A 26695-nucleotide genomic window follows, 5' to 3' on the forward strand; every position below is an offset into this window, starting at 1 on the left:
AAAATAAACTATAAAAATAGTTTGCAAACTATTTTTATAGTTGTAACTTAGGAAAACAAAAAGGATATTTAGATGCTAAGAGAACTAACAAAAGCAGAAGAACAGGTGATGCTTATCCTATGGGAGATCGGGGAAGGTCTAGTAAAAGACGTGATAGATCGTATGCCATCGCCCAAGCCTGCTTACAATACGGTGTCGACCGTAGTACGGGTGCTGGAAGGCAAGGGCTTCCTGGACCATAAGGCAGTTGGCAATACCCATATCTATTTCCCGGTGGTATCTGAAGACCAGTACAAGCATTTCGCGCTGGACAAAGTAATGAACAATTACTTCGAGAACTCTTATCAGAGCCTGGTCTCCTTTCTAGTGAACGAGAAGAAAATGGACATTGATGAGCTTGACGAACTCATCAAGCTTGCAGATAAACTTAAAAACGAGAGGTCATGAACTGGGTCTATTATTTATTGGAGGCGAACGTCTATCTGGCCATATTTTATGGGTTCTACAGGTTAATATTGGCTAGGGAGACTTTCTATACCTTAAGCCGTTTCTTCCTTCTCGCCAGCGTAGCAGCGGCTTTTATACTGCCTCTCTTACAGGTCAGTTACCTGCGCGCCTTGTCGGAACCTTTGGACCAACAAACATTTGTTCTGCAGACGCCGGAATTGACAAATGTCGTAGTACAAAACCAGGAGGGGCTTGACTGGAGCCTGATATTGTTTGTTGCCTATGGCCTGGTCAGTATATTCTTTCTGTCGCGACTGGCCCGTTCGGTTTTCCAAATTATAAGTATATACAGACGCGCTCGCTGGCATGACCATAATGGTGTCCGTTACCTCGGCTCACCTCAATCCGGCCTGGCATTTTCCTTCTTTGGCCTGCTTTTCATGGATCCAAATGCTGATCAGAAAGATGTGATCATAGGTCATGAGCTAACTCATATAAAACAAGGACACAGCCTAGATATCATGTTACTTGAATTGGTTCACGCGTTGAACTGGTTTAATCCGGTAACATGGACAATGAGGCGCAATATAAAACTCATTCATGAATACATTGCAGACGAAGCAACGATCGGCGGAAGCGTAACCAAACATTACTATGCGATGTTCTTAATCCAGAATTCGATACAATCTGGTGTCGGACAACTGGCCAACCAGGTATTCAATCAATCTATACTAAAACCAAGAATCATGATGTTAAACAAGAAAAAGTCGGCAGGACGGATCAGATTCCGCCTCCTGTTCCTTCTCCCGCTCATCGGTATAATGCCTTGCGTTTCGACGTTAGGCTTTACCAAAGACTACGCATTCGTTGACCTCTATGCCAAAAAGCACCCACCCTTCTTGTCTGTTACACCTCAGGAACCAAAACAAGGAAAACCTCAGGAACCAAAAATGGAAAAGAGAAATCGCTTCATCATCGAAAGCAGGTACAATCCGCAGACAGGCAACAATAGTCCCATTAAACTGATCGTGATAAACGGCAAAGTATCGAAGGCTGAGAATATCCGGTCTGTGGAGGGCTATGACCGGCTCGTACAGCTCAATGGTAGCGAAGCCACGGCAAAATACGGTAAACGTGCTGCAAAAGGCGCATTGGAATTTGAGGGTAAAAACACCAGGTTATCTGTCACTTTTCCACCACCAGCCCAGATCAAAAAACCAGGCGTTCCTCCAACTCCGCCGTTAGTGAAAAAACAGTATAAACGAAAAGCGGTTAAATTTCCGCCGCCTTCCATCAAATCAATGAGCCAGTATGATGAAAAGACAAAAGATGAAATGGAATTGGGCCCAAATCCCATCTATGTAAATAATGGGGAAGTTGTAACAATACCGGCCGGTAAGAAATTTCGCTTTGAAGCCCAATCTGTTTCCATACATCCGAAGAACACAGACAAGTTAATTGAATTCTATGGGGAACAAGCCAGGGACGGGGTTATCGAACTCAAAAAGGGCAAAATTATTATGGAATAAAAATTACTGTGGGATATAAACCACGTATTTAGTCTCGAAAAATTCTTCTTCGAAATAGTAAGAAAGCGGATACAATTCCGCTTTCAGGCGTGATTCAGCAATCTCTTCTGTAAGATCACCCCCTTTAAGATACAGGACTCCGTTCGGGATAGCATGGGTTGATGCTTTCTTGAATTTACCTTTCACCCATGGATAAAAATCGATAAGCCGGGTAACCGCACGGGATACGACAAAATCGAACTGCCCTTCTACCTGCTCGGCCCGCAGGTGACTGGCCTGGACGTTTTTAAGGCTTAAAGCCTCGGCGACTTCTTTAACCACCTTGATCTTCTTGCCTATGGAATCGACCAGATGAAACTGCGTTTCAGGAAACAAGATAGCAAGAGGAATGCCTGGAAAACCTCCACCGGTACCTACGTCGAGAACCCTTGCTCCGGCATTAAAACTGCAGAATTTGGCTATACCCAGGGAGTGAAGCACATGCCGCGTGTATAACTCATCGATATCCTTTCTGGAAATTACATTGATCTGGGCATTCCAATGGTTGTACAGTTCAAATAACTGACCAAACTGATCAATCTGTCCCACACTGAGGTCTTTGAAATACTTTTGTATGATTGCTGCGCTTATTTCCACTGTACTTTTTTGACAAATATAGACACTACGGCATTAAACACTAGAAAAATGAAGAGCAGGAGATCCAGGAGCGGAAACCACCAGCGCAGGCCGGCGTAATTCAGCTTACGAAGCAATCGCGGATACACCAGGCAGCGGATGATAATGCTCAGCGCCAATACGCCCAGAGCTATGTAGACTGCCAGGGGCTGAAAGAATAGTGCTGCGATAAGGGTTACGTAAAACATAAACTGGAAAAAGATCTGAGCAGAAAGGATAAACTTATGCTTGCCTTTGTAAAATTTACCAGCCCCCAGATGCCGTTTCTTTTGCCTCAGATAGGCGATAAAGCCAGTCTTGGGCTCCGACCATACGTGTGCATCAGGGTGAATAGCTATCCTGGTATTTTTGTGGTGTGCATTGGCATTGATAAACAGATCGTCATCACCTGATGGAATGTGCATATGTGCCGCAAAGCCTTTGCTTTTGAAAAAGAGCGATTTTTTATAGGCCATGTTTCGGCCAACACCCATGTATGGCATGCCCTTCAAGGCAAAGGACAGATAGTTGACGGCCGTAAAAAAAGTCTCAAAACGAATCAGGGCATTAAGCAATCCTCTTTTACGGAGATAAGGCGAATAGCCCAGCACAATCTCGGTTGCCTCGTCTGCCGGCTGTTGCATGCCCAGCAACCAGTTTTCCGTGGCAGGCATACAATCTGCGTCTGTGAATACCAGCCATTCATGTTTAGCGGCCTTGATGCCCATGGTGACGGCAAACTTCTTTCCGGCAAGGAATTTCTGACCGTCGTTAACGTTGACGACCCTGAGATGGGGATAGCGTGCAGAAATATCTTTCAGAATGTCTTCTGTAGCGTCCCATGAACGGTCGTTTACTACGATCACCTCGTAATCGGGATATTTCTGCTCCAGCACAAGCGGAAGGTATTTTTGTAGATTGGCGGCCTCGTTCCTTGCACATATGATCACGCTGATCGGGCGAAGCCCTTCAGAAAAAACGGGTTCTACTTTGTACAGGGCAAGTTTTAGATGCACGCCGAGCGTGAACCATAGCTGTATAATGAAGCAAAAGGCTAAACCGCCCAACAGGCAGCTTTCCACTAAGGTTAATTCCACGATGTATTGGTTGTAAGGCGGCAAATCTCTCAATTTTCTCCGGCTTTTTTGCTACTTTTGGGCAGATTTTTAGCGGGCACACATTAATACATGAAATTTAGTTTACAGGCAAAAGACCCTCTCTCCAAAGCGAGGGCAGGAACAGTAACAACCGCACACGGCGAGATACAGACACCTATTTTCATGCCCGTGGGGACAGCAGGTACGGTTAAGGCAGTGCATCAGCGTGAACTGAAAGACGATATAAAAGCCCAGATCATCCTGGGAAACACCTATCATTTGTATCTACGGCCGGGGCTGGACGTACTGGAGGGTGCGGGTGGCCTGCATAAATTTATTGGCTGGGACAGACCGATTCTGACCGATAGTGGGGGCTACCAGGTTTACTCCCTGAGCAAGGTCCGAAAGATCAGGGAAGAAGGCGTTACGTTCAACTCACACATAGATGGCTCAAAACATTTGTTTACGCCCGAATATGCGATGGACATCCAGCGCAGCATCGGTGCCGATATCATCATGGCTTTTGATGAATGCACGCCTTACCCGTGCGACTATAAGTATGCCGCTTCATCTATAGAAATGACGCATCGCTGGCTTAAACGCTGCTGCGAGCGGGTTGACACTACCGAACCTAAGTATGGTTTTGAGCAGACGCTGTTTCCGATTGTACAGGGATCCGTGTATAAGGACCTGAGGGTTAAATCGGCTGAGTTCATTGCCTCAATGAATCGTGAAGGCAATGCCATCGGCGGTCTTTCTGTTGGCGAGCCTGCGGAAGAGATGTATGGCATGACCGAAGTGGTTTGCGATATACTTCCGGCCGATAAACCGCGTTATCTGATGGGTGTAGGGACACCTGTCAATATTCTGGAAAACATTGCCCTCGGGGTAGACATGTTTGACTGCGTAATGCCGACCCGGAATGCCCGGAACGGGATGCTGTTTACGCGAAACGGGATCATCAACATCGGCAACAAAAAATGGGCGAACGATTATTCTCCTATCGATGCAGACAGTGATCTTGAAGCCGACAGGGTGTACTCCAAAGCTTATTTAAGACACCTGATGCACTCTAAAGAGATCCTTGGTGCACAGATTGCTACGCTGCATAACCTCCACTTTTACTTGTGGCTGGTTCAGGAGGCACGGGCGAAGATCATCAGCGGTGAATTTTATGACTGGAAGAACAAAATGGTGAGTATATTAGGCAACAAATTGTAGGACGATAACGGGTAAATGAACTTTTTCAGGAGCAGAGTAAAAATCATCGATTGGTATATCATCAGTAAGTATCTGGGTACATTCCTGTATACCCTCACTTTGTTCGTGGTCATCATTATCATCTTCGACCTTTCCGAAAAACTGGACGACTTCCTAAGCGCCAAACTTACTTTCTGGCAGGTCATATCACTTTACTACGCGGGGTCTATCCCCTTTTACGTAAATATGTTATCCCCGCTGATCAACTTCATTGCCGTGATCTTTTTTACGGCAAAGATGGCCGACCAGACGGAGATCGTACCTATATTGAGCGGGGGGGTAAGCTTCAACCGCTTCCTGCGCCCATACTTTATTTCGGCCTTTGTAATTTTTGCGGCCAACCTTGCCTCCAACCTCTATATTCTGCCCTACACCAATCGCTTAAAAAACAGTTTTGAGAACACTTATGTGAAGAAAAACAGTCCCTCAAGCAAGATGAACATACACATGAAGCTCGACAAGAACAGCTACATCTTTATGGACAATTTTGACAACAGGACCAAGGTAGGCTACAAGTTCTCGCTGGATAACTTCAAGGGAGATGTACTTACTAAAAAACTTGTGGCAGACGAGATTAAGTGGGATTCGGTAAAGCGTCACTGGAAGCTGACCAACTATTCGGTACGTTATATAGACAGCCTGAAAGAGACTTTTGTGGAAGGCAGAGGCTTAACTAAAGACACCGTACTGGATATGCGGCCCGACGACTTTTCGGCCTACGACAACATCTTTGAAAACCTGAGCAACAAGGAGCTTGCTGAGAAGATCCGTAAGGAAAAGATCAGGGGCACAGGTGTATGGAACGACCTGCTGTTTGAACAGTACAAACGATATCTGCACCCTTTGTCGGCTTTTGTGCTTACGCTGATCGGCGTGGCGCTTTCTTCAAGAAAGGTGCGTGGAGGTGTAGGTTTACCGCTTGGAATAGGAATCTTATTGAGCTTTGCCTATATCGTCTTCAATCAGTTCGCCAAAATGTTCTCCATAAAGGGAGGGATGCCGCCGTTGTTTGCTGTACTTGCACCCACATTGATATTCGGCGTCCTGGGCTATTACCTGCTCAGGAAAGCTCCTAAATAATGAAAAACAACCCGACCTCCGTTACCAGAAACCTGGTTATCCTCCACCTTACGGTATTTGTTTGGGGATTCACCGGTATCCTCGGCGCGTTGATTTCTGTAGACGCTATTCAGTTAGTTTGGTACCGGGTTCTGATTGCCAGCATTACACTCTTTGGCTACTTCATATTAACGAAAACGAACCTCAAAGTTACTGGCAGCGAATTCATAAAATTCGTCGCCACCGGAGGGGTGGTTGCCATCCACTGGGTGCTTTTCTTCTACGCCATCAAGGCGTCAACCGTGTCGGTAGCACTCGTTTGTTTGTCCTCATTTACCCTGTTCACAGCCATACTCGAACCCCTCGTAAAACGTCAGCGCATACTGCTTCCTGACGTGGTCGTCGGCCTCATTATTATTCTCGGAATTTACCTTATCTTTAAGTTTGAATCTCAGTATACCGAAGGCATCATATTCGGTCTTTTGTCGGCTTTCGGCTCCAGTCTTTTCGCTACGATTAACTCCACTTTAGTTCAAAAAAGCGACTACCGGATTATCGGATTTTACGAGATCGCCGGTGCGTTTTTTTGGATAACCTTATACCGAATGGCCGATCAAAGCTTGTGGTCAGAACACTTTGATCTTTCGGTTTCCGACTGGACGAACCTGCTGTTGCTGGGCACCATTTGTACCGCACTTGCCTATGTTGCCGGGGTGGCCGTGATGCGTAGTTTGTCGGCCTTTCGGGTGGCGCTGGTCACCAATCTCGAACCTGTTTATGGCATCCTGTTAGCCTTCGTTTTCTTTGGTTCCAAAGAGGCTATGTCGACCGGTTTTTACGCTGGAAGCATCCTCATTTTAGGCGCAGTTTTCTTGTATCCGATCTACAAAAAGCGTAGGGGCCTACAGTAAAATCCTTCCTTTTTATTTGTTTATTTTCTGGCTAATTAGTGTATATTACAATCGTAATAAGCATATGGTTAGCGGATTATATAAAAGGCCGAAAAAGGTGCTTTTTAGGTTTCAAAAAGCAAAATAAACGACAGTATTTACAGACATATATAAACGTATTACCACACTAGATATCAGCATATTAAATATAGGCACGTAAATTAATTAAGAAGCTTAAAATTGAAAATGAAAGCTGTAAAAACTAATATTTTTAGCATTAATATTAAATGAACCAATATAAAGCACATATTATTCTAATTTTCAATGCCATATGCGTTATTATTTTAATAATCACATCACAATCGGCTTTCGGACAGATTTTTAGTGAAGAACAGAACCCCCTTAGTGTAAAATGGCGACAGATTCAGTCGCCCGGGTTCCGCATCATCTATCCCGACGAACTCGAACACGAGGCACAGCGAATGGCCAATACCATGTCGCATATTTACCCCTATGTAGGAAGCAGTCTGAGCCGGCATAAAACCAGCATTCCGGTGGTACTGCAAAACGGCGGGGTAACAGCAAATGGCTTCGTCCAGCTAGCTCCAAAAAAGTCAGAATTCTACACCACCCCACCCCAGCAATTCGACAGTCAGGACTGGCTTAACAACCTTGCGGTGCATGAGCTCCGGCACGTAGCGCAGTTCGACAAACTGACTGGCGGAAAGGCGTCGCCATTTCCCGAGGAAATTTACTTTGCCTGGTTTGGCGCAAGCATTCCGCTGTGGTTTTTTGAAGGCGATGCAGTGAGCATTGAAACGGCGCTTACCCGGGCTGGTCGCGGTAAAATTCCGTCCTGGATTATGCCTTACCGTGCGGCACTTCTGGAGGGAAAAAGACTGTCGTACAGCAAGGCTTACTTCGGGTCAGACAAAGACCTCACCCCGGGGTATTATCAGCTCGGTTATTTGTTGTCATCACACATCCGGTCGAAGCATGGCGGCGGGGTGTCCGACAGTATCCTGACCGACGTTCGCAAACGGCCGCTCCGCCCCTACCCTTTTTCAGGAAGTCTTAAAAAATTTACTGGCATGGGTACACGCCGCTGGTACCTGCAAACGCAATCAGACTTGCAGCGCTCGTGGTCGGGCCAAGCCGGCAGGACGGAATCTAAAACCTACGAGATCTTAAATAAGCCGGCCGACTTTGCCACAAACTACTTCATGCCGGTGAGGCTGGCAGACCAGCGTATCCTTGCTTTAAAGCAAAGCAAAGCCGAGGCATCCTGCTTCGTTGTGATTGATTCAGCCAAACATGAAAAGAAACTGCTGGGTATTGGTCCGCAGGAACAGCCCTGGTTCAGTTACGCCAACGGACTGGTGGTTTGGGACGAGATCCGGGAGGATCCCCGATATAAGCAGAGAAGTTACAGCGTCATTTGCAGCTACGACCTCAAGTCGGGCACTCGGAGAACGCTGACACGAAGAAGCAGATTATTCTCGCCCTCGCTGTCGGCAGATGCCAGCAGGATCGTTGCGGTGCAAATCGACTTGTCGAACAAATCCAATCTGGTGGAACTTGAGGCCTCTACCGGGAAAATACTAAACACGGTTCCGAATGTCGACAACCACATTCTGCAAACGCCTGCGTACGACCATGACGGCCAGCGCATCGCCGTCGTACGGGTTAGTGAAGACGGCAAGCAACTCGCCCTTACGGACGGCGAGGGAAATATGCGTGTGTTGATCGACAGCAGTCGACAGCAGATCAATCGTCCGGTCTTTATAGGCAATGGAATCGCTTTTAACGCCCACTACAATGGAATTGACAACATTTACTATATCGACACCACCAGCAAAAAGATAAGCGCTCTAAGCGCCTCTAAATACGGCGCGTTCAACATCTCACTCCAGAATGAAAACTCCGATGCTCCAAAAATACTTTTCAATGATTTTGGAGCCACCGGTTATCAAATTGCGGAAACAAAGTTTGAGCACGGGACCATAGGCCAAAACAACTTTGTAAATTTTGGTACGGCGGCGAAAGCGCAGGAAGGGGATGTGGACGTGTTTAGCAACATACCCGACAGCAGCTATCAATCGACACGCTATCACAGCCACAGCCTGCATAACCTCTTTAAATTCCACAGCCTGTCGCCGGTTATTGCAAATGAGTACCAGGGCGGATTACAGCTCAAGTCGAACAACCTGCTCAACACGCTGGATGTGTTTGCCGGAGCAGATTATCACCGCGACCTCAAGCGCTTTGCTTACTATACCGGTTTCAGTTTTAAAAGCCTCTACCCCATCCTGCGTGCAACTTACCGCAACCGGCCAAGAAGGACATTTTACAACACAAGAAACGGCATGCAGCAGGGCGACTGGCGCGAGAACCACATGCAGTTACAGGCATCTGTTCCACTCAGCATCAATGCCATGAACCACAATTATAGTTTTTCTTTCAATACTTCCACAAGCTATACACAACGCTACATGGGAGAAAACATGCCTGCTAATTACATCCGGACATTGCGCTTTCCGTTGGAGTATAACCTGAGTTTTACGCACAGCACCAGGACGGCACCGCGCGACATTGCACCGGCCTGGGCACAAATCTTGCGCGTCACATATGCACATCAGCCTTTAGACGATAATCTCGCGGGGCGCATCTTTGCCGCAGAGGGATTCCTGTACTTCCCGGGGATTGCGCGTAATCATTCTTTTCTGGCCAATTTTAATTACCAGACCGCCACCGGCATACGCAGGTACGAAACGCAGATCAACACGGTATTCGGATACAATAACATCAATGCAAGAAGTCCGCTCAACAACACTTTGCTATTCAACTACCGTTTCCCTTTTGCATTCCCCGATGCGGAGATTGGACCGCTGGCCTATGTGCGCAACCTGCGGGCGGGAATTTTCTGTCACTACGAAAACATTGGAACAGAAACATCCCTTGCTGAACCTAAGACCTACGGCTTCGAGTTGCGCAGCCATATGCATCTGCTGCGCTACCAGCCTCTTGTCGATGTTGGCGCAAGATTTGTGTTTGTCAATAAACTTTACGATCAAAAGCCTATCTTAGAATTCACCTTATCCTACAGTCTATGAGCAGCAAAACGATTTTTATCATTGCCTTCACAGCCGTGATCACCGTATTCCTAACCATCAACACCGACGCCGTACGGTTCAATTTCATCTTTACAGAAGCAGATGTATCCAAACTGCTGGTTATAGGCGTATGTACCTTTGTCGGGTTTATTTTGGGATACTGGGCGGGCCGACCAAGAACTACGGTCAGTTCGTACGATGACCGCATTGATCCCGATCAGCCGGAAACTGATAAAAGGTTGTCCGACGAAGACCGGGATTATATCAACTAGCGCTTACTGACCTAAAGCCTGAGCGATATCTCTCAGGATATCGTCTACGTGTTCCAGTCCGATCGACAAGCGGATGGTGCCTTGCTCAATGCCCACCTGTAAGCGTTCCTCTTCCGTAAGTTTAGAATGCGTACTTGTTGCCGGATGGGTGGCAATAGAACGTGTATCGCCCAGATTAGCAGAAATAGAAAACATCTTCAGTTTATCCATAAAAGCACTTGCCGCTGCGGCACCACCGCTCACCACAAGGGTTACAATGCCACCGCCGAGCTTCATTTGCTTTTTCGCGATCTCGTATTGCGGATGCGATTTAAGGAAAGGGTACATCACCCGGTCAATTTTCGGATGCTCCTCCAGGAACTCAGCCACTTTCAAGGCGTTTTCGCAATGCCTGTCCATGCGTACCGCCAATGTCTCCAAACTTTTAGAGAGTACCCAGGCGTTAAAAGGCGACATCGACGGTCCGCTATGCCGTGCAAAACCTTCAATCTCCTTAATCAAAGCCTTAGAACCAAGGATAATACCGCCAAGTGTACGGCCTTGTCCGTCAATAAACTTTGTTGCAGAATGTATGGAAATATCTGCCCCAAGCCTGATAGGCTGCTGCAGATAAGGGGTTGCGAAACAGTTATCCACTACCAGTAAAGCATTGTGCTTTTTAGCAAAGCCAGCCAGCCACTCAAGGTCAATAATGTCTATGCCCGGATTGGATGGAGTTTCCACGAAAATAATCCGCGTATTGGGCTTTACGCCGCTTTCCCATTGTTCAGGTTTATCAAGATCGGCATAGGTATAGGTAACACCCCATTTCGAAAACACATTATTCAGCAGTTGATGCGTAGAACCAAACACAGAGCGACTGGAAAGCACATGATCGCCCGATTTCAGGAAGGCCGCAAAGGTTGTAAAGATCGCCGCCATACCACTTGCAGTAGCCCAGCCGGTCTCCGACCCTTCCAGCGCTGCCATTTTTCCGATCAGTTCGTCGGTATTTGGATTGGCATAACGGCTGTATACATTGCCCTCCTTCTCGTTTGCAAACAAAGCCCGCATATCTTCAGCATCGTCAAACTTATAGCTTGAGGTAAGATAGAGCGGAACAGAGTGTTCTTTATACTGGCTTCTTTCGGCCTGTAAACGAATGGCAAGGGTTTCAAAGTTTTCTTCCTGCATGGGTATTACTGATGTATAGTGTATGTATATTTTAATTGTGCCGAGCGTTCCAGTATGTTGGCCACCGAGCAATATTTCTCAAAAGTCATGCTTAAGGCACGCTCTACTTTCTGTGCGCTGAGCGACCCGTATAAGTCGAAGTGTATGTTGACCGTTTCAAATATAGAAGGGATTTCCTCTCGGCGCTCTGCGCGGATCGCAATCTTGATATCGTTAAGTTCCTCTTTCTGTTTCGCAAGGATGTTGACCATATCTATACCGCTGCAGCCGCCCAGACCGATCAGCAGCATCTCCATGGGCCTGAAACCCTTGCCTTCGCCACCTATCTCGGTCTTGGCATCCAGTTCTACCGAAAAACCGCCCGAATTTTGTGCTTCGAAATTAAACTTACCGCTTTTCCTTATCAGATTGATTTCCATATATGCTTTGTCAAACGTTGTAAAATACTTTGTACTGGCCTTCCAGTTCCGGAAGGGATACCGGATGGTCGAACAGCCCGAATACAGAAGAACCACTCCCGCTCATGGATGCAAATGTAGCGCCCGCGGCGTAAAGTTTTGTCTTAATTTGTTCAATTTCAGGGTATCGTTCAAAAACACTGGTCTCAAAATCATTTTTGATATGCCCAGCCCAACTGCTCAGCGGCAGCTCAATAAGTTCCCGCAGCGCATGTGCTGGTTCCTGAGGGCGAACACCTGCATATGCCGTTGCCGTAGAAACATGTATTTCAGGCTGGATCAAAACGATGAAGCGGTCGGAAAGATCCAGTTCAACAGGACTGAACTCATCGCCTTTGCCAGTAGCGTACACAGGCTTATTTTCAATAAAAAAAGCACAATCTGCACCTAGCGGACGAACATATTCTACCAACTGCGCTGTAGTTAGACCAAGCTTGAATTTATCATTGACGAGCTTCATTAAAAAGGCGGCATCGGAAGATCCCCCGCCCAGTCCGGCACCAACCGGAATGTTTTTTAGCAGGGTAATGCGTTGCGGCGGAATCTCGAAATGAGCCTTCAAGCACTCATAGGCTTTCAGACAGATATTTTCGCTTTGGCTGCCTGGTATTGCGATGCCGTACGATTCGAAAGTAGTCTCAGGAGCATCGGTGATTTCTACCACATCATAGATCTTCACCGGATAGAATACCGTCTGAAGCTCGTGATAACCATCCGGTCGTTTACCGGTGACATTGAGCCCCAGATTAATCTTAGCATTGGCAAAAGCGAGCATAGGGCAAACATACCAAAAATTAAAACTACGGTACAAATGCGCGGTCAAAATAACTGAAGACCCAGTCAAAATAACTGAATTATTGAGAAGCGCATAGGCTAACTTTGGATTTGAAACAACCCACAATGAGATATATAAGTACCCTCGGCCTTTTATTTGCCCTTCTCGCCCTGCCCTTTGGTATGCGTGCTCAAGTTAAAAACAAACTCCTCACAGGTTCAGACCTGAAGTTGTGGGACAGTAAGCCGGCGGGCGACTGGATGACGGAGGCCTACCCCATGGGCAACGGCCGCATCGGGGGAATGGTGTTCGGCGGTATAACATCCGACCGTATACAGTTCAATGAGATCAGTCTTTGGACCGGCGATGAGCAGGAAACTGGTGCCTACCAAGCATTCGGGGATATCCTGATCAATCTGAACACACAGCGGCAGGGCGAAGCACAAGGCTACCGCAGGGAACTGGATATACGCAATGCTGTGCAAACGGTTTCTTATACGCTTGGCGATACACACTTTAAACGGGAATACTTTTGCAGCTTTCCGGACAGCGTAATAGCCATATCGTTTACGGCCAGCAAGAAGCAGGCGTATAGCGGCACTATCACCTTAAAAGATGCACATGAAGCAACCGCAATTGTAAGCGGCGGGCAACTCATCATTAAGGGAAAGCTGGAAAATGGCATGGCATACAGCGCACGGCTCCTGCTTAAAGCCGAAGGCGGATCGGTATCTGCGGACAGGGGCGCCAAAGGCAACGCTGAATTGCGTTTCGACAAGGTAAATAGCTTTACCATCCTTATGTCGGCGGCTACCGACTACAGCAATAAGCGCAGCAAGAACTGGAAGGGCGAGTTGCCGGAGATAAAGCTCGACCGGATCTTCCGGAAAACTTCAGAAAAATCCTTCAGGCAGATAAAAGATCGTCATATCCGCGACTACCAGTCTCTGTTCGGCCGTTTTCGCCTCGACCTGGGTTCGAGTTCAGCGGACATCCTTGCCAGGCCTACCGTGCAGCGACTCAGCGACTACAAGAACAACCCTGATCCACAACTGGAAGCGCTTATTGCGCAGTACGGCCGTTACCTGCTCATCAGTTCGTCGAGAAAAGGCGGATTGCCAGCAAACTTGCAGGGGTTATGGAACCACAGCAACAATCCGCCCTGGCGCTCCGACTACCACTCCAACATCAATATACAAATGAATTACTGGCCGGCAGAGCCGACTAACCTTTCAGAATGCCATATCCCCTATCTCGATTACATCAACAGCATGCGTGAGGTAAAGAAAGCAAATACCCAAAAGCAATATCCTGGCGTTAGGGGCTGGACGGTAAAAACAGAGAACAACATTTTTGGCGGAGAAAGCTTTTCGTGGAATACGCCTGGAAGCGCCTGGTATGCACAGGCGATATGGGAACACTATGCCTTTACACGAGATACCGGTTACCTGAAAAACTTTGCCTACCCGATCATTAAAGAGATTGCGGAATTCTGGGACGACCACCTTAAACGTCGCGACAACGGGACACTGGTTGCCCCCATGGGCTGGTCGCCCGAACACGGCCCAACAGAAGATGGGGTCTCGCACGACCAGCAGATTGTTTGGGATTTGTTTACCAATTACATCGAGGCAGCTGATGTGCTTAGCGCCGATAAGCCCTATCGCGATCGTATTGCCGATATGCGAGAGCGACTGCTTAAGCCCAAAATCGGCAAATGGGGCCAGCTGCAGGAATGGGAAACCGACCGCGACGACCCGAACGATAAGCACCGACATGTATCGCACCTGTTTGGTCTGCACCCGGGCCGGCAGTTCAGCATTGCGCAGACGCCGGAGCTGGCGAAAGCCGCCAAGGTGAGCCTACTGGCCAGAGGCGATGCCTCTACTGGCTGGTCGATGGCCTGGAAAATGAATTTCTGGGCACGCCTGCACGATGGGGAACATGCTTACCTCATCCTAAAGAACTTCATTACGCCTGTGGGCGGAGGCGGGGTCGACTACAACGAAGGCGGCGGTATATACGCCAACCTCTTCTGCGCGCATCCGCCCTTTCAGATTGATGGCAACTTTGGCTATACCGCAGGCGTAGCCGAAATGCTTGTACAAAGTCAGACGGGCAGCATCGAAATACTCCCTGCCCTGCCCTCAGCCTGGAAGAACGGGCGGGTACAGGGGCTTCGCACACGAGGAAACTTCGAGATTACAGATATGGCGTGGAGAGATGGGCAAGTTACCAGCCTTAAGATAACGGCCGGTTCCGCAGGAGAATGCAGAATATCGGGTGGTGGACTGAACCTCAGCTTCCAGGCAAAGGCTGGAAAAACCTATACTTTTCGTCCTGAAAACAATCGCTGATTTTCTTTGTTGCTTGTAAAAAACACAAACACATGGAGGAATTTAGCATTGAGGTTGCGGATGGCGACCGCGAATTATTTTACGATGTAGTGGCCTTAGGCAGCAGTATGTACGACGTTTATCTGAACGGCACCAAGGTTGGCACCGTTCAGTTAGACGATAAAAATCATGATCATTGCGAATCTGTGAATTGCCAGATCGATCTGCCGCTGCTCCACAAAATACGCAATGGCATACAGCTCTATGAAACAATCAACGATTAAGCTTTTCCGGTCTTATAAAACTTAAACCCGAAAAGGAAGATGATCAGATAGCATATGATCGGCGTATAGTAGGCGTTGGCCACACCATAATGATCGGCCACAAAGCCCATAAGTAAAGGATAAAACGCACCGCCCACAACGCCCATAGAGAGGAATGATGAAGCGCGCTGGGTGTGGTGGCCCAGGTTTTTAAGTCCCAGACTAAATATGGTAGGGAACATAATACTGAAGAAGAAGTTGATCAGGATAAGCGCAACAAATGACACCATACCAAGGCTCTGCGCTACGATAATACACATCAATATATTACCGAGGGCAAAAGTGGCAAGAAGCCTGTTTGGTGCGACAAATCGCATCAGTGTGGTACCCACCACCCGGCCTAACAGCATAGCCCCCATGAACAGTCCGCCCATGAGATAAGAGGATTTTGAGTGACTGAATCCGACGATCTCCTCAGCGTAATTGATAAAGAAGGCCCAGGTGGCTGCCTGTGCGGCCACATTGAAGAACTGCGCTATAGCTGCCCACACAAAATGCCTGTGCTGAAATAGCTTTTTACCAGGCGCTATATCAACGTTTACCGCCTCAGGATCTACAGCCTCGGCAGCATGCGGATCGGTAAGTGGCGGCACCTTCACAAACGAGAAAGCAATGGCCACAAGCAGAATCACCGTACCTATTACCGCATAAAGTGTTTTTACAGAGGTCAGGTCAGAACTACCCTCCACATGGCTGGCCAGCAAAAAGTAGCCACCTATGGTTGGTCCGAGCATCGTTCCCACCGCATTAAAGGTCTGCGCAAAGTTAATCCGCAGGTCGCTCGTCCGCTGATCGCCCAATGCCGCTACAAAAGGGTGCGCCACCGTTTCCAGTGTCGATAATCCGCAGCCTACGATAAATAAGGCGATCCCGAAAAACGGGAAAGAAAACAAATTGGCCGCAGGAATGAAAAGCAAAGCGCCCGCTGCAAAAAGCGAGAGCCCGAGCAGAACCCCCTTCTTATAGCCGAAACGTTTCATGAATAATCCAGCCGGAATACCCATGACACCGTACGCGCCGAAAACGGCAAACTGCACAAAGCCCGACTGCATACGCGAGAGACTCATCGTGTTCTGGAAGTGCTTATTCAATACATCTGCCATAGAGATGGCAATACCCCAAAACAAAAAGAGTGAGGTTACAAAAACAATAATTACAAGGAATCTCTTTTCCGTGAATAGTGGTTTGTCGGTCATATCTGGTTAAATTGTAGGCTGAATATACATAACTTCTCGCTGTATATCTGTAACAATTTAATTTGAAAAATTGTACCGGAGCCCAAAGGCCTGCTGGTTATCAACAACACCCTCCACGAAATGAAATGAAAGGGCGAACATGCCTTCTATACCTTTATAGATCTTTGGCCGCCAGATCAAATCAGTGCGGTTATACTGTTTAGCCGTATAAAACTGGTCGCCATACCTGATATTATGCCCCTCCCCGGTGTAAAAAGAGTTGATGATGCCGAACGACTTATACTCGGCCTGTGCCTCGAGCAACAGCCCTTTGGGCGTTTGCCAGCCGCCTATAGTTCGCAAGCGCTCAAATGACATTAGTCCCCCAACGTTAAGTACAAGCGAGTCTAGGAAAGTTTTGCGCGACAAATCCATCCCTGCCTTTACGAGCAATGCGCCATTGTCTTCAATATGATCGCCAGGAATTTCAACGGCAGGGCCTGCGTCATGCAGCATCATCGCATAATGCGATATAAAGAAGACCCCGGTTTTGTATTGGCCCGACAAGCCAAAGATGAAATTCTCCCGGTCGGTAGCCGTTTGCCTGCTTGTCCAGTCTATCCAAAGCACTTGCCGCCACTTGCTGTTCTCATACTTCAGGAGCATACCCTCCACATTTGGCCGATAGTAATTAAAGGTATCTTTAAGCACCGCTCTGGGATAGTCAGACACCAACCCATGCCGGGGAAACATTCCCATATAAAAATTCCAGTCGCTCTTTTTAAATTCATAATAGGCTACCGGGTCTATTTTATCGGTAAACCTGGAAGAACCGAATTCGTGCAGGGCATTGAATCCGGCACGCAGATGGTGTACACTGTCCAGCAAAACCCCAATCTCCGGCGAGAAACGAAGACCGAATATGGTTTGTGGGTAACGGCCGGATTTAGCATATTCCCGGTTGTCAGCAAATGTATGCAGGTTAAAATTATATTCCAGCTTCTGGGCACTGGCAGCGTGCACCGCAAGTGTAAAAAAGAAAGCCAAAAGGCATCGTAGGCGGATGTACATAAATGTATCGTCAATAAGGCCGTAAAAATAGAAATAAAATGAACTAATAAAGTCCTGCGCTGTTATTATACTACCAATGCAACCGTTAAATTGATCAGACATGAACACCCAGCAAAAAACAAAGAAGGCTGAACAGAAGGAACAGAAAAACCCTAAAGGCCCCGAACCGGAAAATAACACCTCAGCTAAAGACGCTAAAAAAGTAACAACAAAAAAGGAGTCCAAATAATCGGGCTCCTTTTTTCTGATAATTCATTCAAGATTTCTTCTTCGGCACTTTGGCGCCCTCCTCACGTGCTTCGGATAACCCGATAGCCACGGCCTGTTTTTTGGACGTGACCTTCTTACCACTGCCCGACTTCAGTTTACCTTCTTTCATTTCATGCATCGTTTCTTCTACTTTTTCTGATGCTTTTTTAGAATACTTTGCCATAACCTGGTGTTTTAATGGCTTAACACGCAGGCAGACAGCTTTGTTTGGGATTACTTGGTACCGAATACCTTATCCCACAAATTGGAGGTTACACCGTACTTAGTGTTTGGATCGCTATAGTGATGCAGCATATGCTGCTGCTTCAGCTTCTTCCAGGCTCCGCTTTTGAACTGGGCATGGTGCAGCATATAATGCGTCATATCGTAAAAAAGATAACCCACTATGAAACCGGCAAAAAAACCATCCAGCATATCGTCCGGAAGCGTCCATTTAAAGAGAAAGTAAAACAGCGTGGCTAGCGGAATACTTGCCGAAGGCGGCATCACGAGGCGTTTAGCATCGTTAGGGTAATCATGATGAACCCCGTGAAAGATAAAATGAATGCGTTTGCCCCACTCCGACGCCGGATAGAAATGAAAGACGAACCTGTGCATAACATATTCCGTCAGCGTCCATACAAAAAGCCCGAGAATCAGATGAAACGCAAAGGCAGCAAATCCGCTCTCCGCAACAGAAAGCCAGGAAAAATAAAGGATCACCGGCACAAAAACGATGAGCGGCACGTAGAAAGGAACCTTCGAAAGACTTTCTAAGAGCGGACTCTTGAACATCCTGATAGACTCCCTCGAGTTGGAAATAAAATTCTTCTTCATTACTTATAATTTAAGCACCTGAAACGGGGAACTAAAATACGTGTTTTCTCAAACCTTTACACCGCCCGTAAAGCATTTCTTATCCTATATCAAGATTTTTAACATTCGGCCGACTTAATTTTGTATCAACAGTTTAAAAAACAACATTAATCACAATCGCCATGGCACAATCTATCTTACATTTGGCAGCATCGAGAGACACATCTGATTTCGGATGGCTTAAAAGCGCTCATACTTTTAGCTTTGGTAAACATTACAATCCTGAGCGCATCAACTTCGGCGCCTTGCGCGTTCTTAACGACGATACCGTTAGCGGTGGCATGGGCTTTGGCGAGCACCCGCACGACAACATGGAAATCATTTCCATCCCGCTGAGCGGCGCACTAAAGCATGAAGACAGCATGGGCAATGTAGCCATTATAGAGGAAGGCGAGATCCAAGTCATGAGCGCCGGGACAGGGATTTATCACAAGGAGTTCAATAAAAACCACCAGGAGACGGTTCAATTTCTGCAGATATGGCTGTTTCCAAATCAGCGGAACGTAACGCCAAGATATCAGCAGCTAAAATATAGTGAGCGTTTAACACCTAATACATTTACCCAGGTATTATCACCCGATGCAAATGATGAGGGGGTCTGGATACATCAGAACGCCTGGTTTAACATCGGAAAGTTCGATGCTGAAACGACGGTTAGTTACCCGCTAAAAAACAAAGACAATGGCTTATATGTATTTGTCATCAACGGGTCGACTATAGTTGAGGGCCAGGAACTTCATGCCAGAGACGGCTACGGTGTTTGGGAAACGGAAAACATCTCGATCACCGCAAGCGCAGGAGCTGAAATTCTTTTGATGGAAGTACCTATGAACTTTTAATGCTATATTTATAATGACTTAATTGTTTTTATAAGGTTATGCAAAAACAAATCCTTGTAGTATCTACTGAGCATGAAATACTCGAAACCATTATCAGACTGATCAACAGCAATCCGAACATGCATGGTACGGGCATTAATACGGTCGACCAGGCCCTTACCATGTTCCGTTCGGCAGCGTACGACCTGGTGCTGATCGGTGCCGGGCTCAGCAAAGAAGAAGAACAGGAACTGGTTACCACGATTGAGCGCTCGCGCAATCGCGTTCCTGTCGTGTTTCACTATGGCGGCGGCAGCGGGCTGTTGTTTACGGAGATCTACGGGGCTTTGGGAAAGGTTTAGTATATTAGCTAAACAATCAAATTTTCGCAATCATGATCAGGTTTATATTAACGCTTCTCCTGCTATCGTCAGCCATTTTTACGGGTATGGCACAGCAAACCTTTACCATTTCCGGATTTGTAAAAAACAGCAAAGGGGAACCGATAGAAGCTGCCACTGTATTTATAGATGGTTCTCAAAGTATCACACGGTCGGGCAAAGACGGCGGCTTTGCATTCAAAAACCTATTTCCCGGCACTTATCAGGTGGTGGTTAATATGATGGGTTACCAGCCTGTGAAGCAAAGCACCAACATCCAGACGATTTCGCCTGTACTTGACATACGCATGGCCGATAAGGCAATAATCCTTAAAGAGGTCGTCATCGGAAATAACGCTGCCCGGGAAAAGTTTATGAAGATATTCATCAAGAACTTCATCGGAGAGTCGGGCAATGCCAAACAGTGTAAACTGGTTAATCCGCAGATCATCGATTTCAGCACGAACAAAAAAATTATTGAGGGCGTAACGGATGACTTTCTGATTATCGACAACCAGAGCTTAGGCTATCGAATCAAATATCTGTTGCGGCACTTCCGTTTTAACCAGGCTACGGGTACTACAAGCTACGACGGTCAGTGTATTTTTGAAGAACTGGAGGGCAGCGAAGCACAAAAGGCAGTCTGGCAGGAAAACAGGAAGCTAGCTTACGAAGGTTCGCTCATGCACTATTTCCGGGCTTTTTATAATAATCAACTCCGAGAAGAGGGCTTTCTCACCTACTCTATTAAGAACGGGGTTAATCCGATGCAGATTGACCCACGACCGGTTTTGCTTGACCAAATTGCTTACCGGGCTGACAGCACTTTCGTAACCATTGAACTGCCGAGTAGGATGTATACTGTTTTCGACCGCAAAAAAGCCGCATCCGCAGACCGGAACATGGATAAGGAAAGCCTCGAGCAATACATGGAAAAGACGGGGTCGATTATGAAACCCTATTTAAAACAGGCGAAGATCGATGCAAAAGGCAGCTATGTAGATTATCGGAGTTTTTTGATCAGCGGTTTTTGGGGACGCAAGCGTATTGGCGACCAGTTACCTTATGAGTATCAACCGGAGTAAAAACAAAAATCCTCAAAGTGGTTGTTACACACACCTTGAGGATTAAATTACAAAATATTGCTAAACCTGGTCTAAAGGCTTACTTGAACAGAGCTACTTCACCGAACTGGATCGCACCCCCGCCGAAGTTCTCATTGATATTTAAGCGGTAGTATTTGAAAGATCCAGGGTTGCTAACCGCAAAGTAGAACTTCTTCCAGTCCAGACCGGCGTCTGTATTTGGAAAGCCCCTTTCCAGTAACTGGTCTGTCCAGTGTTTCTCCATAGAACGCGAATCAACAATTGTCCAGTTCTCGCCATCATTAGATCCTTCCATAGTCCAGATTTTCGGGTCTCTTTCTGGCGAATCGTTTCCGTTACCGATGCTATAGAATTTCAAGGTCTGAGCGCTCGAGAATTCCATAGTTACATTCCACTCTTTATCTGCCGCCCAACCAATCAGAAACTTGTTGTCGTCTTTTTTATCGAACAACTTTGTTGCGTTCTCATTGGCATTACCGGTATTGTCTTCTGTTACGGTATACCCTACCATCGCGTCCATAAAATTGGTCACGATACCTTCAGTACTGGCATCTTTGGTAATGATTGCAACAGAACCCTTTTTTGTGGTCAGCTGGATTCTAGCCGGAACAATTACCCCGGTAGGCACCTTATACAGGGGCTCCAAATCGTCAGAAATAAACGTTTTAGTTGTTGGCGTCGAAGTATCGGTGAACCTCCACTCAATAGATTCAATATCTAAATCCGTTTGCGCCTTGAAAGCCAGCTCATTCGGTGTACCGGTTTTCGTAGCACTGATGCCTAAGATCTCATTCGGGTCAATGGTGATCTCTCTCAAATACTGCGAAGTTTTTCCAGATTCGGAAGTAGCGGTGAGCGTAACCTGAAATGTACCGGTTGTCATGTAAACGTGTTCGGGGTCGTTACTGTAGGCAACACTGTCATCTCCAAAACGCCAGGTCACTTCCTTAAAGTCTGACGAGTTGTTGGTAAACTTCCAGGTAAATGGGTCATCTCCTGGTTCTACTGCGAAGTCAACGACGGGCCGGGTCCCTTCGTCTTCGACGACTTCGACTGGTGTATCTTTAGAGCAGGCAGCAATTGCTGTCGCAAAAAAGATAAACATCAGCGGTTTAACTAATTTTTTCATTGCGTTGTTTTTTTTTAATGTATTAACAAAAATAGCGCTAAAAACCACCAGATGTGCGAGTGTAATCAAAATGTGATACAACGAAAAAGGGTGCCTTTTCAGGCACCCTTTCAAGAATATTCCATTGTAATAACGTTGGGCTATTACTTGAAGAAAATCAATTCACCAAACTGAATCAGACCATCACCGAAATTGGCCGTAACGGTCAAGCGGTAATACTTGTATGATCCTGGAGTTGTAACAGGATAATAGAATTTCTTCCACTCTGTACCCGCGTTAGTATTCGGAAACCCTCTGTCAACCAGTTGCTGGTGCCAGTGCTTATCTAAAGTTCTGGTATCAACAAGTGTCCATTTCTCTTTATCATTTGAACCTTCGATTTTCCAGCTCTTAGGCGATCTGCCTGGCGAGTCGTTACCGTTGGCGATACTATAAAACTTCATGGTTTCCGGTCCACCAAACTCCATGGTTACATTCCAGGTTTTTCCGGAAGACCAACCGATCAGAAACTTACCCTTATCGTCATTATTCGGGTCGAACAATTCCTTAGAAGTTTCGTTGGCGTTACTTGTATTATCTTCGGTAACTGTATACGCAACCAGGCTCTTAGTAAAATCGGTAACAATACCCTCAGTACTTGCGTTTTTATTCTGGATGGCAACCGACCCTTTCTTACTTGTCAACGTTGCTCTCACAGGAGCTATCATACCTACAGGAACATTAAACTCCGGAGACATTTCACTGCTCGTTGTAGTCACAGGATTTGGCCTTGTGTTGTCAACGATTCTCCAGTCTATCTTTTCCACGTCCACATCAGTTTCTGCAGTAAACTTAAGCCTGTTAGCTACAGCTGTCCCTGTTGCACTTACAAGAAACACATCGTCTGGAGTAATATTAATCTCTTTCAAAACCTGGGCAGTCTTACCTGATTCAGACGTAGCTGTCAATGTTACCTGAAATTTACCGGTGGTCTTGTAAAGATGCTCAGGAGCATTATCGTATGCAACACTATCATCTCCAAATCGCCAGGTTACTTCTTTGAAGTTTGAGGTCTTGTTAGTGAACTTCCAGGTAAAAGGATCATCACCAGCTACAACATCAAAATCAACAATAGGTGGGACGCCTTCTGGTTCAAATGTTAAACCCGGATCATCTGTTTTAGAACATGCTGAAACGGCCGCAGCAATAAACAGAAATACAAAGGGCTTTAATAACTTATTCATGTCAGTATTATTAAAAATTATAACTAATTATCTAAGACGTTTGAAAACGATACCTCTCCAGTCGTGATTACCACGAGTCCAGGTCACTCTCATAATATGACGCCCAGCCGGCAATGTTACTTCTGTATAATGTGGCTGCTGGTTGTTGTGCCCGCCTGTGTTGCTTGCAGGACGATCATCAGCAACAATAGTGCTGCCAAACTGAACCCTGTAACGACCGTCGGCATTGTTTGCTCCAGCAATCATGTTCATTTCATAAACCCCAGCTTCTTCAACGATCACAGAATACGTCAACCACTCACCGGCATTGGTCCAACCAACAACTGTTCTTGGATTATAGTCAGCTGATACATCTACCCCGTCAGGATAGCGGAAGTTTGCATCACCACTTTTGCCGTTATCATCGTTATACGAAATGCCCTGACCACCGTAGTCGTATTCTGCGGCTACAATCATGGGCGAGGTTGCACCGATGGAGCCTAAAATCCTGAACGGTCCGGCGTCATTGTACGGACGGAAAGTGTCCGGATCGAATACTACTACCAAACGATCTTTGTTCTCGGCTAGGATATAGCGGCTAGGATTGGCCAGCTTTAAACCCACAGCCCATTTTTTTCCGCCCTGAGTAACAGAAGTAAGCTTATTCCTGCGTGCAGAAATTTCAAGTGTAGCAACATTTGAGTTAGTCACAAAACGAATATTTGTAGCAACAATACTCCAGTCGGCGTCAGGTATAAGATTGTGATCCGGCGCAATTTGCGCAATAAGCTCAGGAGCTTCGGCAACATCAACGGTAAACGGAGAACCAGCTTCCCCTGTTAATACCAGTGGAATTGACACGAATACATCTTGAGAACCCTTAGTAAAAGCGGACACCGTCATGGTATTAGCCGGTGTATTAAAGCCGATAAGGTGAACATCATCTGCAGTCATCACCTCTCCGGTTTTAATGGTAAGAACCGTAGCATTCTGACCTGCTTTAATGGAATTTCCTTTAGCGGCATCAGTAACCTTTACAGCAAGCGCCACGTTTTTCCCATGATTCCTCTCCAGGAATGACCTTCCGATAACCAAGTCAAATGAAGCGCTTGTAACACCGATAGGTACATTCAATACAGGAGGCAAAGAAAAATCGCCCTCCCCAAGTGCAACGGTACCTGCCGGAAGTGTATTGTTGTTAATCAGTGTTTGAATGGTATCAACATTTGAACTTAAGTTTACTACGAATGCCCGTGAAGTCGGCGCGTCAAAATTGACAGTAACAGGCAAGGTCAATGCATCCGAAGATAGTGTCGCGTTGCTGCCTGTACCAACAACCACCTCTTTTGGCATTGAAACGCTGACAGACTTGAACTGACCGTCTGCAAATACATCGTCTAACTTTTCTCGCTCACAAGAAGATGCCAGGAACGCAGCGGCCATAAGGCCAATCTGCGTATATGTTAAAATTCTTTTCATTACTTTTCTAAATTAATTAGTTAGAGATCCAAACCCTTCCGTCTATACCCCACTCTTCCTGACGGGCTATATTGAACCAGCTAAGAATCTGAGCCGGGATATCCGCATTCTTGGGTACTAGGGTATTAAGTGTCCTGTTATTTGGTGTACACAGCAACTCCGAGAATGTATTCCACGTATAGGTACCCTGGAGTGTAAAGTTATTACCAAATATCTGATCCTTTAACACATTACCAGATCCCTCATCAAGTCTCCAGTAACCTACCAAATCGTCATAATTAGGTGCATTCTCATCCATTTCTGGCTCGCAAGCCAATTGCTTAACAACTGTTTCTGATAGCGCAACGCCCCATATTTTGTATTCAGCCAGCTGTACATCAATAATTCCGTATTGTCCATCTATCTCGCCATCGACCCATCCTAAACGCAATGGTGCCGTGTTGTCAAAGTTAGCCCTGGCAGGAAGTTTGTATTCACCTGCAACCGGGTTAGTTTTTGACGCGCCGGTAAGCTTGTTCGTCATACCATTGACCCCATCTGTGTACAGGCGCACATATTTTGCACCGTCAGCTTTTCTTTCTACTACAAAAGTAAGGTCATGCCATGCGTCTCCGCTGAAATCCGGCCCCCCTACTTCTGTACCATTACGCATGTCGCCGTCACCGCCTGAAGCAAAGAAACGCCAGCCATTCTGGAACAAGCTAATTTCCCATCCTGGCCCCCAATCATTACCCCATCCACTTCTGTTTTTCTTACCGAGGATTGATGGCCACTGGTAGAAATAGTCTCCACGACCCGTGTTCCTTGTTTTGTGCTTTTTTATCTTCACAGAAACTGTAAAGCTTCCGTCCCAGCCAAAATTGAAATACTGGTTTGATTTAGCTGGATCAACGAGCGCCTGAGATTTATCCGGGTCTCCTTTAAAACGAACAGATTTGGCATTGAATAGATTACCTAGAAACGGCTTAGCTACAATCGTCTGGTTATAACTTGCACTGTGGAAAATCGTGAACGTGTTTGCATTCGTATTGCTGAACAGAGTTTTGTCATCCTGCGCGGGTGGCAATACATAAGTACCGCCACGGCTCGACGTGATTATAATCAGCCAGTTCTCCTTCGGATAATTTGCGCGGCTTTTCAACGCATTCAGGATCTCGCCAACTTGTGCGTCGAACTGCTCAATAGCTGTCTTGTAAGTAGGGAATTCATTGTCGAACCCAGTGTTATTACCGGCTTTTTGAATGTTCGAGAATTGCCCTACCACAACAGAAGCACCTTCACCCTTAAGGTAATCAATGATGCCGGTTTTAACCTGATCATCGTTACTGTATAGCTGAGACACATCTGCATCTGCCATCAGGTTATTCTTGAAAGCAGCAGTTGACGCAAACGAAGCTACTTTAATCTCAGGATTTACTTCCTTTAACCGCTTGAAGATAACCGGGTAGTCACTCAGTTTGTTGTTGGCAAAATCTTCTGTTGTAATGTTATGCTTTTCCTTCATTACACCCGTCATCATATCTGCCCAGTTTGTAGAGTTCAAGGCATTAACGTCTGCCAGCGAGTTCCAGGTATAAATGGAATTGGGCAACAACGATTTAATGTTCGGAACATTAGCGTCCCGTACCGACAGACCCCTGGCTCCGTCGGCAATGATATAAAGCACTTTAGGCGTTTTATATGTAAGGTCGGTTTCGTTATCAGGCGAACCGGGAATCACCTTATCAAAATCCTTGTTACAGGATGAGGTGACCATGGCCAGAAACATGGCGGCTGCACCTAAACAGGCTTTCATCTTGAATGTTTTCATAATCTTTAGTTTAT

General features: G+C 46.4%; 26 protein-coding genes. 13 read left to right on the plus strand and 13 right to left on the minus strand.

The window, feature by feature from the left end:
- Positions 1–72: 72 nt before the first annotated feature.
- Both QEP07_RS05210 and QEP07_RS05215 read left to right on the plus strand, forming a co-directional pair.
- Positions 73–447, plus strand: coding sequence for a BlaI/MecI/CopY family transcriptional regulator (locus QEP07_RS05210; protein WP_256004791.1), 375 nt, complete (start codon positions 73–75; stop codon positions 445–447).
- Positions 444–1976, plus strand: a complete 1533-nt coding sequence (locus QEP07_RS05215; protein WP_285008873.1) for a M56 family metallopeptidase — start codon at positions 444–446, stop codon at positions 1974–1976. Before QEP07_RS05210 ends, QEP07_RS05215 begins: the two co-directional genes overlap by 4 nt.
- 3 nt (positions 1977–1979) lie before the next feature.
- On the opposite strand, the gene rsmG is transcribed toward QEP07_RS05215, so the two are convergent.
- Together rsmG and QEP07_RS05225 are read right to left on the minus strand one after the other, a co-directional pair.
- Positions 1980–2606 carry a 16S rRNA (guanine(527)-N(7))-methyltransferase RsmG gene (gene rsmG / locus QEP07_RS05220; RefSeq protein ID WP_437126691.1) on the minus strand — a complete coding sequence of 209 codons (627 nt, stop codon included), beginning with the start codon at positions 2604–2606 and terminating at the stop codon, positions 1980–1982.
- On the minus strand, positions 2603–3727 hold the full coding sequence (locus QEP07_RS05225; RefSeq protein ID WP_285008875.1) for a glycosyltransferase: 1125 nt from the start codon (positions 3725–3727) through the stop codon (positions 2603–2605). Before QEP07_RS05225 ends, rsmG begins: the two co-directional genes overlap by 4 nt.
- 90 nt (positions 3728–3817) lie before the next feature.
- On the opposite strand from QEP07_RS05225, the gene tgt reads away from it, so the two are divergent.
- The 5 genes from tgt to QEP07_RS05250 all read left to right on the plus strand — a co-directional run bounded on the left by tgt (position 3818) and on the right by QEP07_RS05250 (position 10321).
- Entirely contained in the window at positions 3818–4948 is a 1131-nt protein-coding gene (tgt, locus tag QEP07_RS05230; protein WP_256004787.1) for a tRNA guanosine(34) transglycosylase Tgt, read from the plus strand.
- A 15-nt stretch (positions 4949–4963) separates the two neighbouring features.
- The gene (locus tag QEP07_RS05235) at positions 4964–6067 is read left to right on the plus strand and encodes an LptF/LptG family permease (protein ID WP_256004786.1); all 1104 of its coding nucleotides are present in this window, start codon (positions 4964–4966) and stop codon (positions 6065–6067) included.
- Positions 6067–6957: a DMT family transporter gene (locus QEP07_RS05240; RefSeq protein ID WP_285008876.1), complete on the plus strand. Its 891-nt coding sequence runs from the start codon at positions 6067–6069 to the stop codon at positions 6955–6957. The genes QEP07_RS05235 and QEP07_RS05240 overlap by 1 nt, the downstream gene beginning before the upstream one ends.
- Before the next feature lie 266 nt (positions 6958–7223).
- Positions 7224–10049 carry a TolB-like translocation protein gene (locus QEP07_RS05245; RefSeq protein WP_285008877.1) on the plus strand — a complete coding sequence of 942 codons (2826 nt, stop codon included), beginning with the start codon at positions 7224–7226 and terminating at the stop codon, positions 10047–10049.
- Positions 10046–10321: a LapA family protein gene (locus QEP07_RS05250; protein ID WP_256004783.1), complete on the plus strand. Its 276-nt coding sequence runs from the start codon at positions 10046–10048 to the stop codon at positions 10319–10321. The genes QEP07_RS05245 and QEP07_RS05250 overlap by 4 nt, the downstream gene beginning before the upstream one ends.
- A 3-nt stretch (positions 10322–10324) precedes the next feature.
- Here the strand turns inward: QEP07_RS05250 and QEP07_RS05255 are convergent, their stop codons facing one another.
- From QEP07_RS05255 to ispE, 3 genes are read right to left on the minus strand one after another with little or no spacing between them, the layout of a single operon-like run.
- On the minus strand, positions 10325–11494 hold the full coding sequence (locus tag QEP07_RS05255) for an O-succinylhomoserine sulfhydrylase (protein WP_285008878.1): 1170 nt from the start codon (positions 11492–11494) through the stop codon (positions 10325–10327).
- Positions 11495–11499: 5 nt separating this feature from the next.
- On the minus strand, positions 11500–11913 hold the full coding sequence (locus QEP07_RS05260; RefSeq protein WP_285008879.1) for an OsmC family protein: 414 nt from the start codon (positions 11911–11913) through the stop codon (positions 11500–11502).
- Between the two features lie 10 nt (positions 11914–11923).
- Positions 11924–12727: a 4-(cytidine 5'-diphospho)-2-C-methyl-D-erythritol kinase gene (gene ispE / locus QEP07_RS05265; RefSeq protein WP_285008881.1), complete on the minus strand. Its 804-nt coding sequence runs from the start codon at positions 12725–12727 to the stop codon at positions 11924–11926.
- Between the two features lie 125 nt (positions 12728–12852).
- Here ispE and QEP07_RS05270 point away from each other — a divergent pair, with 125 nt between their 5' ends.
- Together QEP07_RS05270 and QEP07_RS05275 are read left to right on the plus strand one after the other, a co-directional pair.
- The gene (locus tag QEP07_RS05270) at positions 12853–15084 is read left to right on the plus strand and encodes a glycoside hydrolase family 95 protein (protein ID WP_285008884.1); all 2232 of its coding nucleotides are present in this window, start codon (positions 12853–12855) and stop codon (positions 15082–15084) included.
- A gap of 32 nt (positions 15085–15116) precedes the next feature.
- Positions 15117–15347 (plus strand): hypothetical protein, encoded by a 231-nt coding sequence (locus tag QEP07_RS05275; protein WP_256004778.1) that lies wholly within the window; start codon positions 15117–15119, stop codon positions 15345–15347.
- Here the strand turns inward: QEP07_RS05275 and QEP07_RS05280 are convergent.
- Together QEP07_RS05280 and QEP07_RS05285 are read right to left on the minus strand one after the other, a co-directional pair.
- On the minus strand, positions 15344–16582 hold the full coding sequence (locus tag QEP07_RS05280) for a sugar MFS transporter (RefSeq protein ID WP_285008886.1): 1239 nt from the start codon (positions 16580–16582) through the stop codon (positions 15344–15346). The two genes, QEP07_RS05275 and QEP07_RS05280, sit on opposite strands and share 4 nt — an antisense overlap.
- A gap of 57 nt (positions 16583–16639) precedes the next feature.
- Complete coding sequence (locus QEP07_RS05285; protein ID WP_285008888.1) at positions 16640–17632, minus strand: lipid A deacylase; 993 nt, start codon at positions 17630–17632, stop codon at positions 16640–16642.
- 100 nt (positions 17633–17732) lie between these two features.
- Between QEP07_RS05285 and QEP07_RS05290 the strand changes: the two genes are divergently transcribed.
- Positions 17733–17861, plus strand: a complete 129-nt coding sequence (locus QEP07_RS05290) for a hypothetical protein (protein WP_256004775.1) — start codon at positions 17733–17735, stop codon at positions 17859–17861.
- A gap of 27 nt (positions 17862–17888) precedes the next feature.
- Here the strand turns inward: QEP07_RS05290 and QEP07_RS05295 are convergent, their stop codons facing one another.
- Together QEP07_RS05295 and QEP07_RS05300 are read right to left on the minus strand one after the other, a co-directional pair.
- Positions 17889–18065 carry a DUF6496 domain-containing protein gene (locus tag QEP07_RS05295; RefSeq protein ID WP_285008890.1) on the minus strand — a complete coding sequence of 59 codons (177 nt, stop codon included), beginning with the start codon at positions 18063–18065 and terminating at the stop codon, positions 17889–17891.
- A gap of 50 nt (positions 18066–18115) precedes the next feature.
- Positions 18116–18718: a sterol desaturase family protein gene (locus tag QEP07_RS05300; RefSeq protein ID WP_285008892.1), complete on the minus strand. Its 603-nt coding sequence runs from the start codon at positions 18716–18718 to the stop codon at positions 18116–18118.
- 161 nt (positions 18719–18879) lie between these two features.
- Between QEP07_RS05300 and QEP07_RS05305 the strand changes: the two genes are divergently transcribed.
- From QEP07_RS05305 to QEP07_RS05315, 3 genes are read left to right on the plus strand one after another with little or no spacing between them, the layout of a single operon-like run.
- Positions 18880–19596 (plus strand): pirin family protein, encoded by a 717-nt coding sequence (locus tag QEP07_RS05305; protein WP_285008894.1) that lies wholly within the window; start codon positions 18880–18882, stop codon positions 19594–19596.
- Positions 19597–19634: 38 nt separating this feature from the next.
- Positions 19635–19937: a response regulator gene (locus QEP07_RS05310; RefSeq protein WP_256004772.1), complete on the plus strand. Its 303-nt coding sequence runs from the start codon at positions 19635–19637 to the stop codon at positions 19935–19937.
- A gap of 32 nt (positions 19938–19969) precedes the next feature.
- Positions 19970–21040 (plus strand): carboxypeptidase-like regulatory domain-containing protein, encoded by a 1071-nt coding sequence (locus tag QEP07_RS05315; RefSeq protein WP_285008896.1) that lies wholly within the window; start codon positions 19970–19972, stop codon positions 21038–21040.
- Positions 21041–21119: 79 nt separating this feature from the next.
- On the opposite strand, the gene QEP07_RS05320 is transcribed toward QEP07_RS05315, so the two are convergent.
- The 4 genes from QEP07_RS05320 to QEP07_RS05335 form a co-directional block, all read right to left on the minus strand.
- Positions 21120–22190 carry a PKD domain-containing protein gene (locus QEP07_RS05320; protein WP_285008898.1) on the minus strand — a complete coding sequence of 357 codons (1071 nt, stop codon included), beginning with the start codon at positions 22188–22190 and terminating at the stop codon, positions 21120–21122.
- Between the two features lie 143 nt (positions 22191–22333).
- Positions 22334–23413: a PKD domain-containing protein gene (locus QEP07_RS05325; RefSeq protein ID WP_285008900.1), complete on the minus strand. Its 1080-nt coding sequence runs from the start codon at positions 23411–23413 to the stop codon at positions 22334–22336.
- Between the two features lie 27 nt (positions 23414–23440).
- Entirely contained in the window at positions 23441–24871 is a 1431-nt protein-coding gene (locus QEP07_RS05330) for a carbohydrate-binding protein (RefSeq protein WP_285008902.1), read from the minus strand.
- Positions 24872–24887: 16 nt separating this feature from the next.
- Positions 24888–26681, minus strand: a complete 1794-nt coding sequence (locus QEP07_RS05335) for a DUF4983 domain-containing protein (protein ID WP_285008904.1) — start codon at positions 26679–26681, stop codon at positions 24888–24890.
- Between the last annotated feature and the right edge of the window lie 14 nt (positions 26682–26695).

The organism is Pedobacter faecalis (assembly GCF_030182585.1).
In the GTDB taxonomy this organism is placed as follows: Bacteria; Bacteroidota; Bacteroidia; order Sphingobacteriales; family Sphingobacteriaceae; genus Pedobacter; species Pedobacter faecalis.

Bases quoted from the DNA above. Each gene is read 5' to 3' on its own strand.
- QEP07_RS05210 (WP_256004791.1), top strand. From the start codon at position 73: ATGCTAAGAGAACTAACAAAAGCAGAAGAACAGGTGATGCTTATCCTA.
- QEP07_RS05215 (WP_285008873.1), top strand. From the start codon at position 444: ATGAACTGGGTCTATTATTTATTGGAGGCGAACGTCTATCTGGCCATA.
- tgt (WP_256004787.1), top strand. From the start codon at position 3,818: ATGAAATTTAGTTTACAGGCAAAAGACCCTCTCTCCAAAGCGAGGGCA.
- QEP07_RS05235 (WP_256004786.1), top strand. From the start codon at position 4,964: ATGAACTTTTTCAGGAGCAGAGTAAAAATCATCGATTGGTATATCATC.
- QEP07_RS05240 (WP_285008876.1), top strand. From the start codon at position 6,067: ATGAAAAACAACCCGACCTCCGTTACCAGAAACCTGGTTATCCTCCAC.
- QEP07_RS05245 (WP_285008877.1), top strand. From the start codon at position 7,224: ATGAACCAATATAAAGCACATATTATTCTAATTTTCAATGCCATATGC.
- QEP07_RS05250 (WP_256004783.1), top strand. From the start codon at position 10,046: ATGAGCAGCAAAACGATTTTTATCATTGCCTTCACAGCCGTGATCACC.
- QEP07_RS05255 (WP_285008878.1), bottom strand. From the start codon at position 11,494: ATGCAGGAAGAAAACTTTGAAACCCTTGCCATTCGTTTACAGGCCGAA.
- QEP07_RS05260 (WP_285008879.1), bottom strand. From the start codon at position 11,913: ATGGAAATCAATCTGATAAGGAAAAGCGGTAAGTTTAATTTCGAAGCA.
- ispE (WP_285008881.1), bottom strand. From the start codon at position 12,727: ATGCTCGCTTTTGCCAATGCTAAGATTAATCTGGGGCTCAATGTCACC.
- QEP07_RS05270 (WP_285008884.1), top strand. From the start codon at position 12,853: ATGAGATATATAAGTACCCTCGGCCTTTTATTTGCCCTTCTCGCCCTG.
- QEP07_RS05275 (WP_256004778.1), top strand. From the start codon at position 15,117: ATGGAGGAATTTAGCATTGAGGTTGCGGATGGCGACCGCGAATTATTT.
- QEP07_RS05280 (WP_285008886.1), bottom strand. From the start codon at position 16,582: ATGACCGACAAACCACTATTCACGGAAAAGAGATTCCTTGTAATTATT.
- QEP07_RS05285 (WP_285008888.1), bottom strand. From the start codon at position 17,632: ATGTACATCCGCCTACGATGCCTTTTGGCTTTCTTTTTTACACTTGCG.
- QEP07_RS05290 (WP_256004775.1), top strand. From the start codon at position 17,733: ATGAACACCCAGCAAAAAACAAAGAAGGCTGAACAGAAGGAACAGAAA.
- QEP07_RS05295 (WP_285008890.1), bottom strand. From the start codon at position 18,065: ATGGCAAAGTATTCTAAAAAAGCATCAGAAAAAGTAGAAGAAACGATG.
- QEP07_RS05300 (WP_285008892.1), bottom strand. From the start codon at position 18,718: ATGAAGAAGAATTTTATTTCCAACTCGAGGGAGTCTATCAGGATGTTC.
- QEP07_RS05305 (WP_285008894.1), top strand. From the start codon at position 18,880: ATGGCACAATCTATCTTACATTTGGCAGCATCGAGAGACACATCTGAT.
- QEP07_RS05310 (WP_256004772.1), top strand. From the start codon at position 19,635: ATGCAAAAACAAATCCTTGTAGTATCTACTGAGCATGAAATACTCGAA.
- QEP07_RS05315 (WP_285008896.1), top strand. From the start codon at position 19,970: ATGATCAGGTTTATATTAACGCTTCTCCTGCTATCGTCAGCCATTTTT.
- QEP07_RS05320 (WP_285008898.1), bottom strand. From the start codon at position 22,190: ATGAAAAAATTAGTTAAACCGCTGATGTTTATCTTTTTTGCGACAGCA.
- QEP07_RS05325 (WP_285008900.1), bottom strand. From the start codon at position 23,413: ATGAATAAGTTATTAAAGCCCTTTGTATTTCTGTTTATTGCTGCGGCC.
- QEP07_RS05330 (WP_285008902.1), bottom strand. From the start codon at position 24,871: ATGAAAAGAATTTTAACATATACGCAGATTGGCCTTATGGCCGCTGCG.
- QEP07_RS05335 (WP_285008904.1), bottom strand. From the start codon at position 26,681: ATGAAAACATTCAAGATGAAAGCCTGTTTAGGTGCAGCCGCCATGTTT.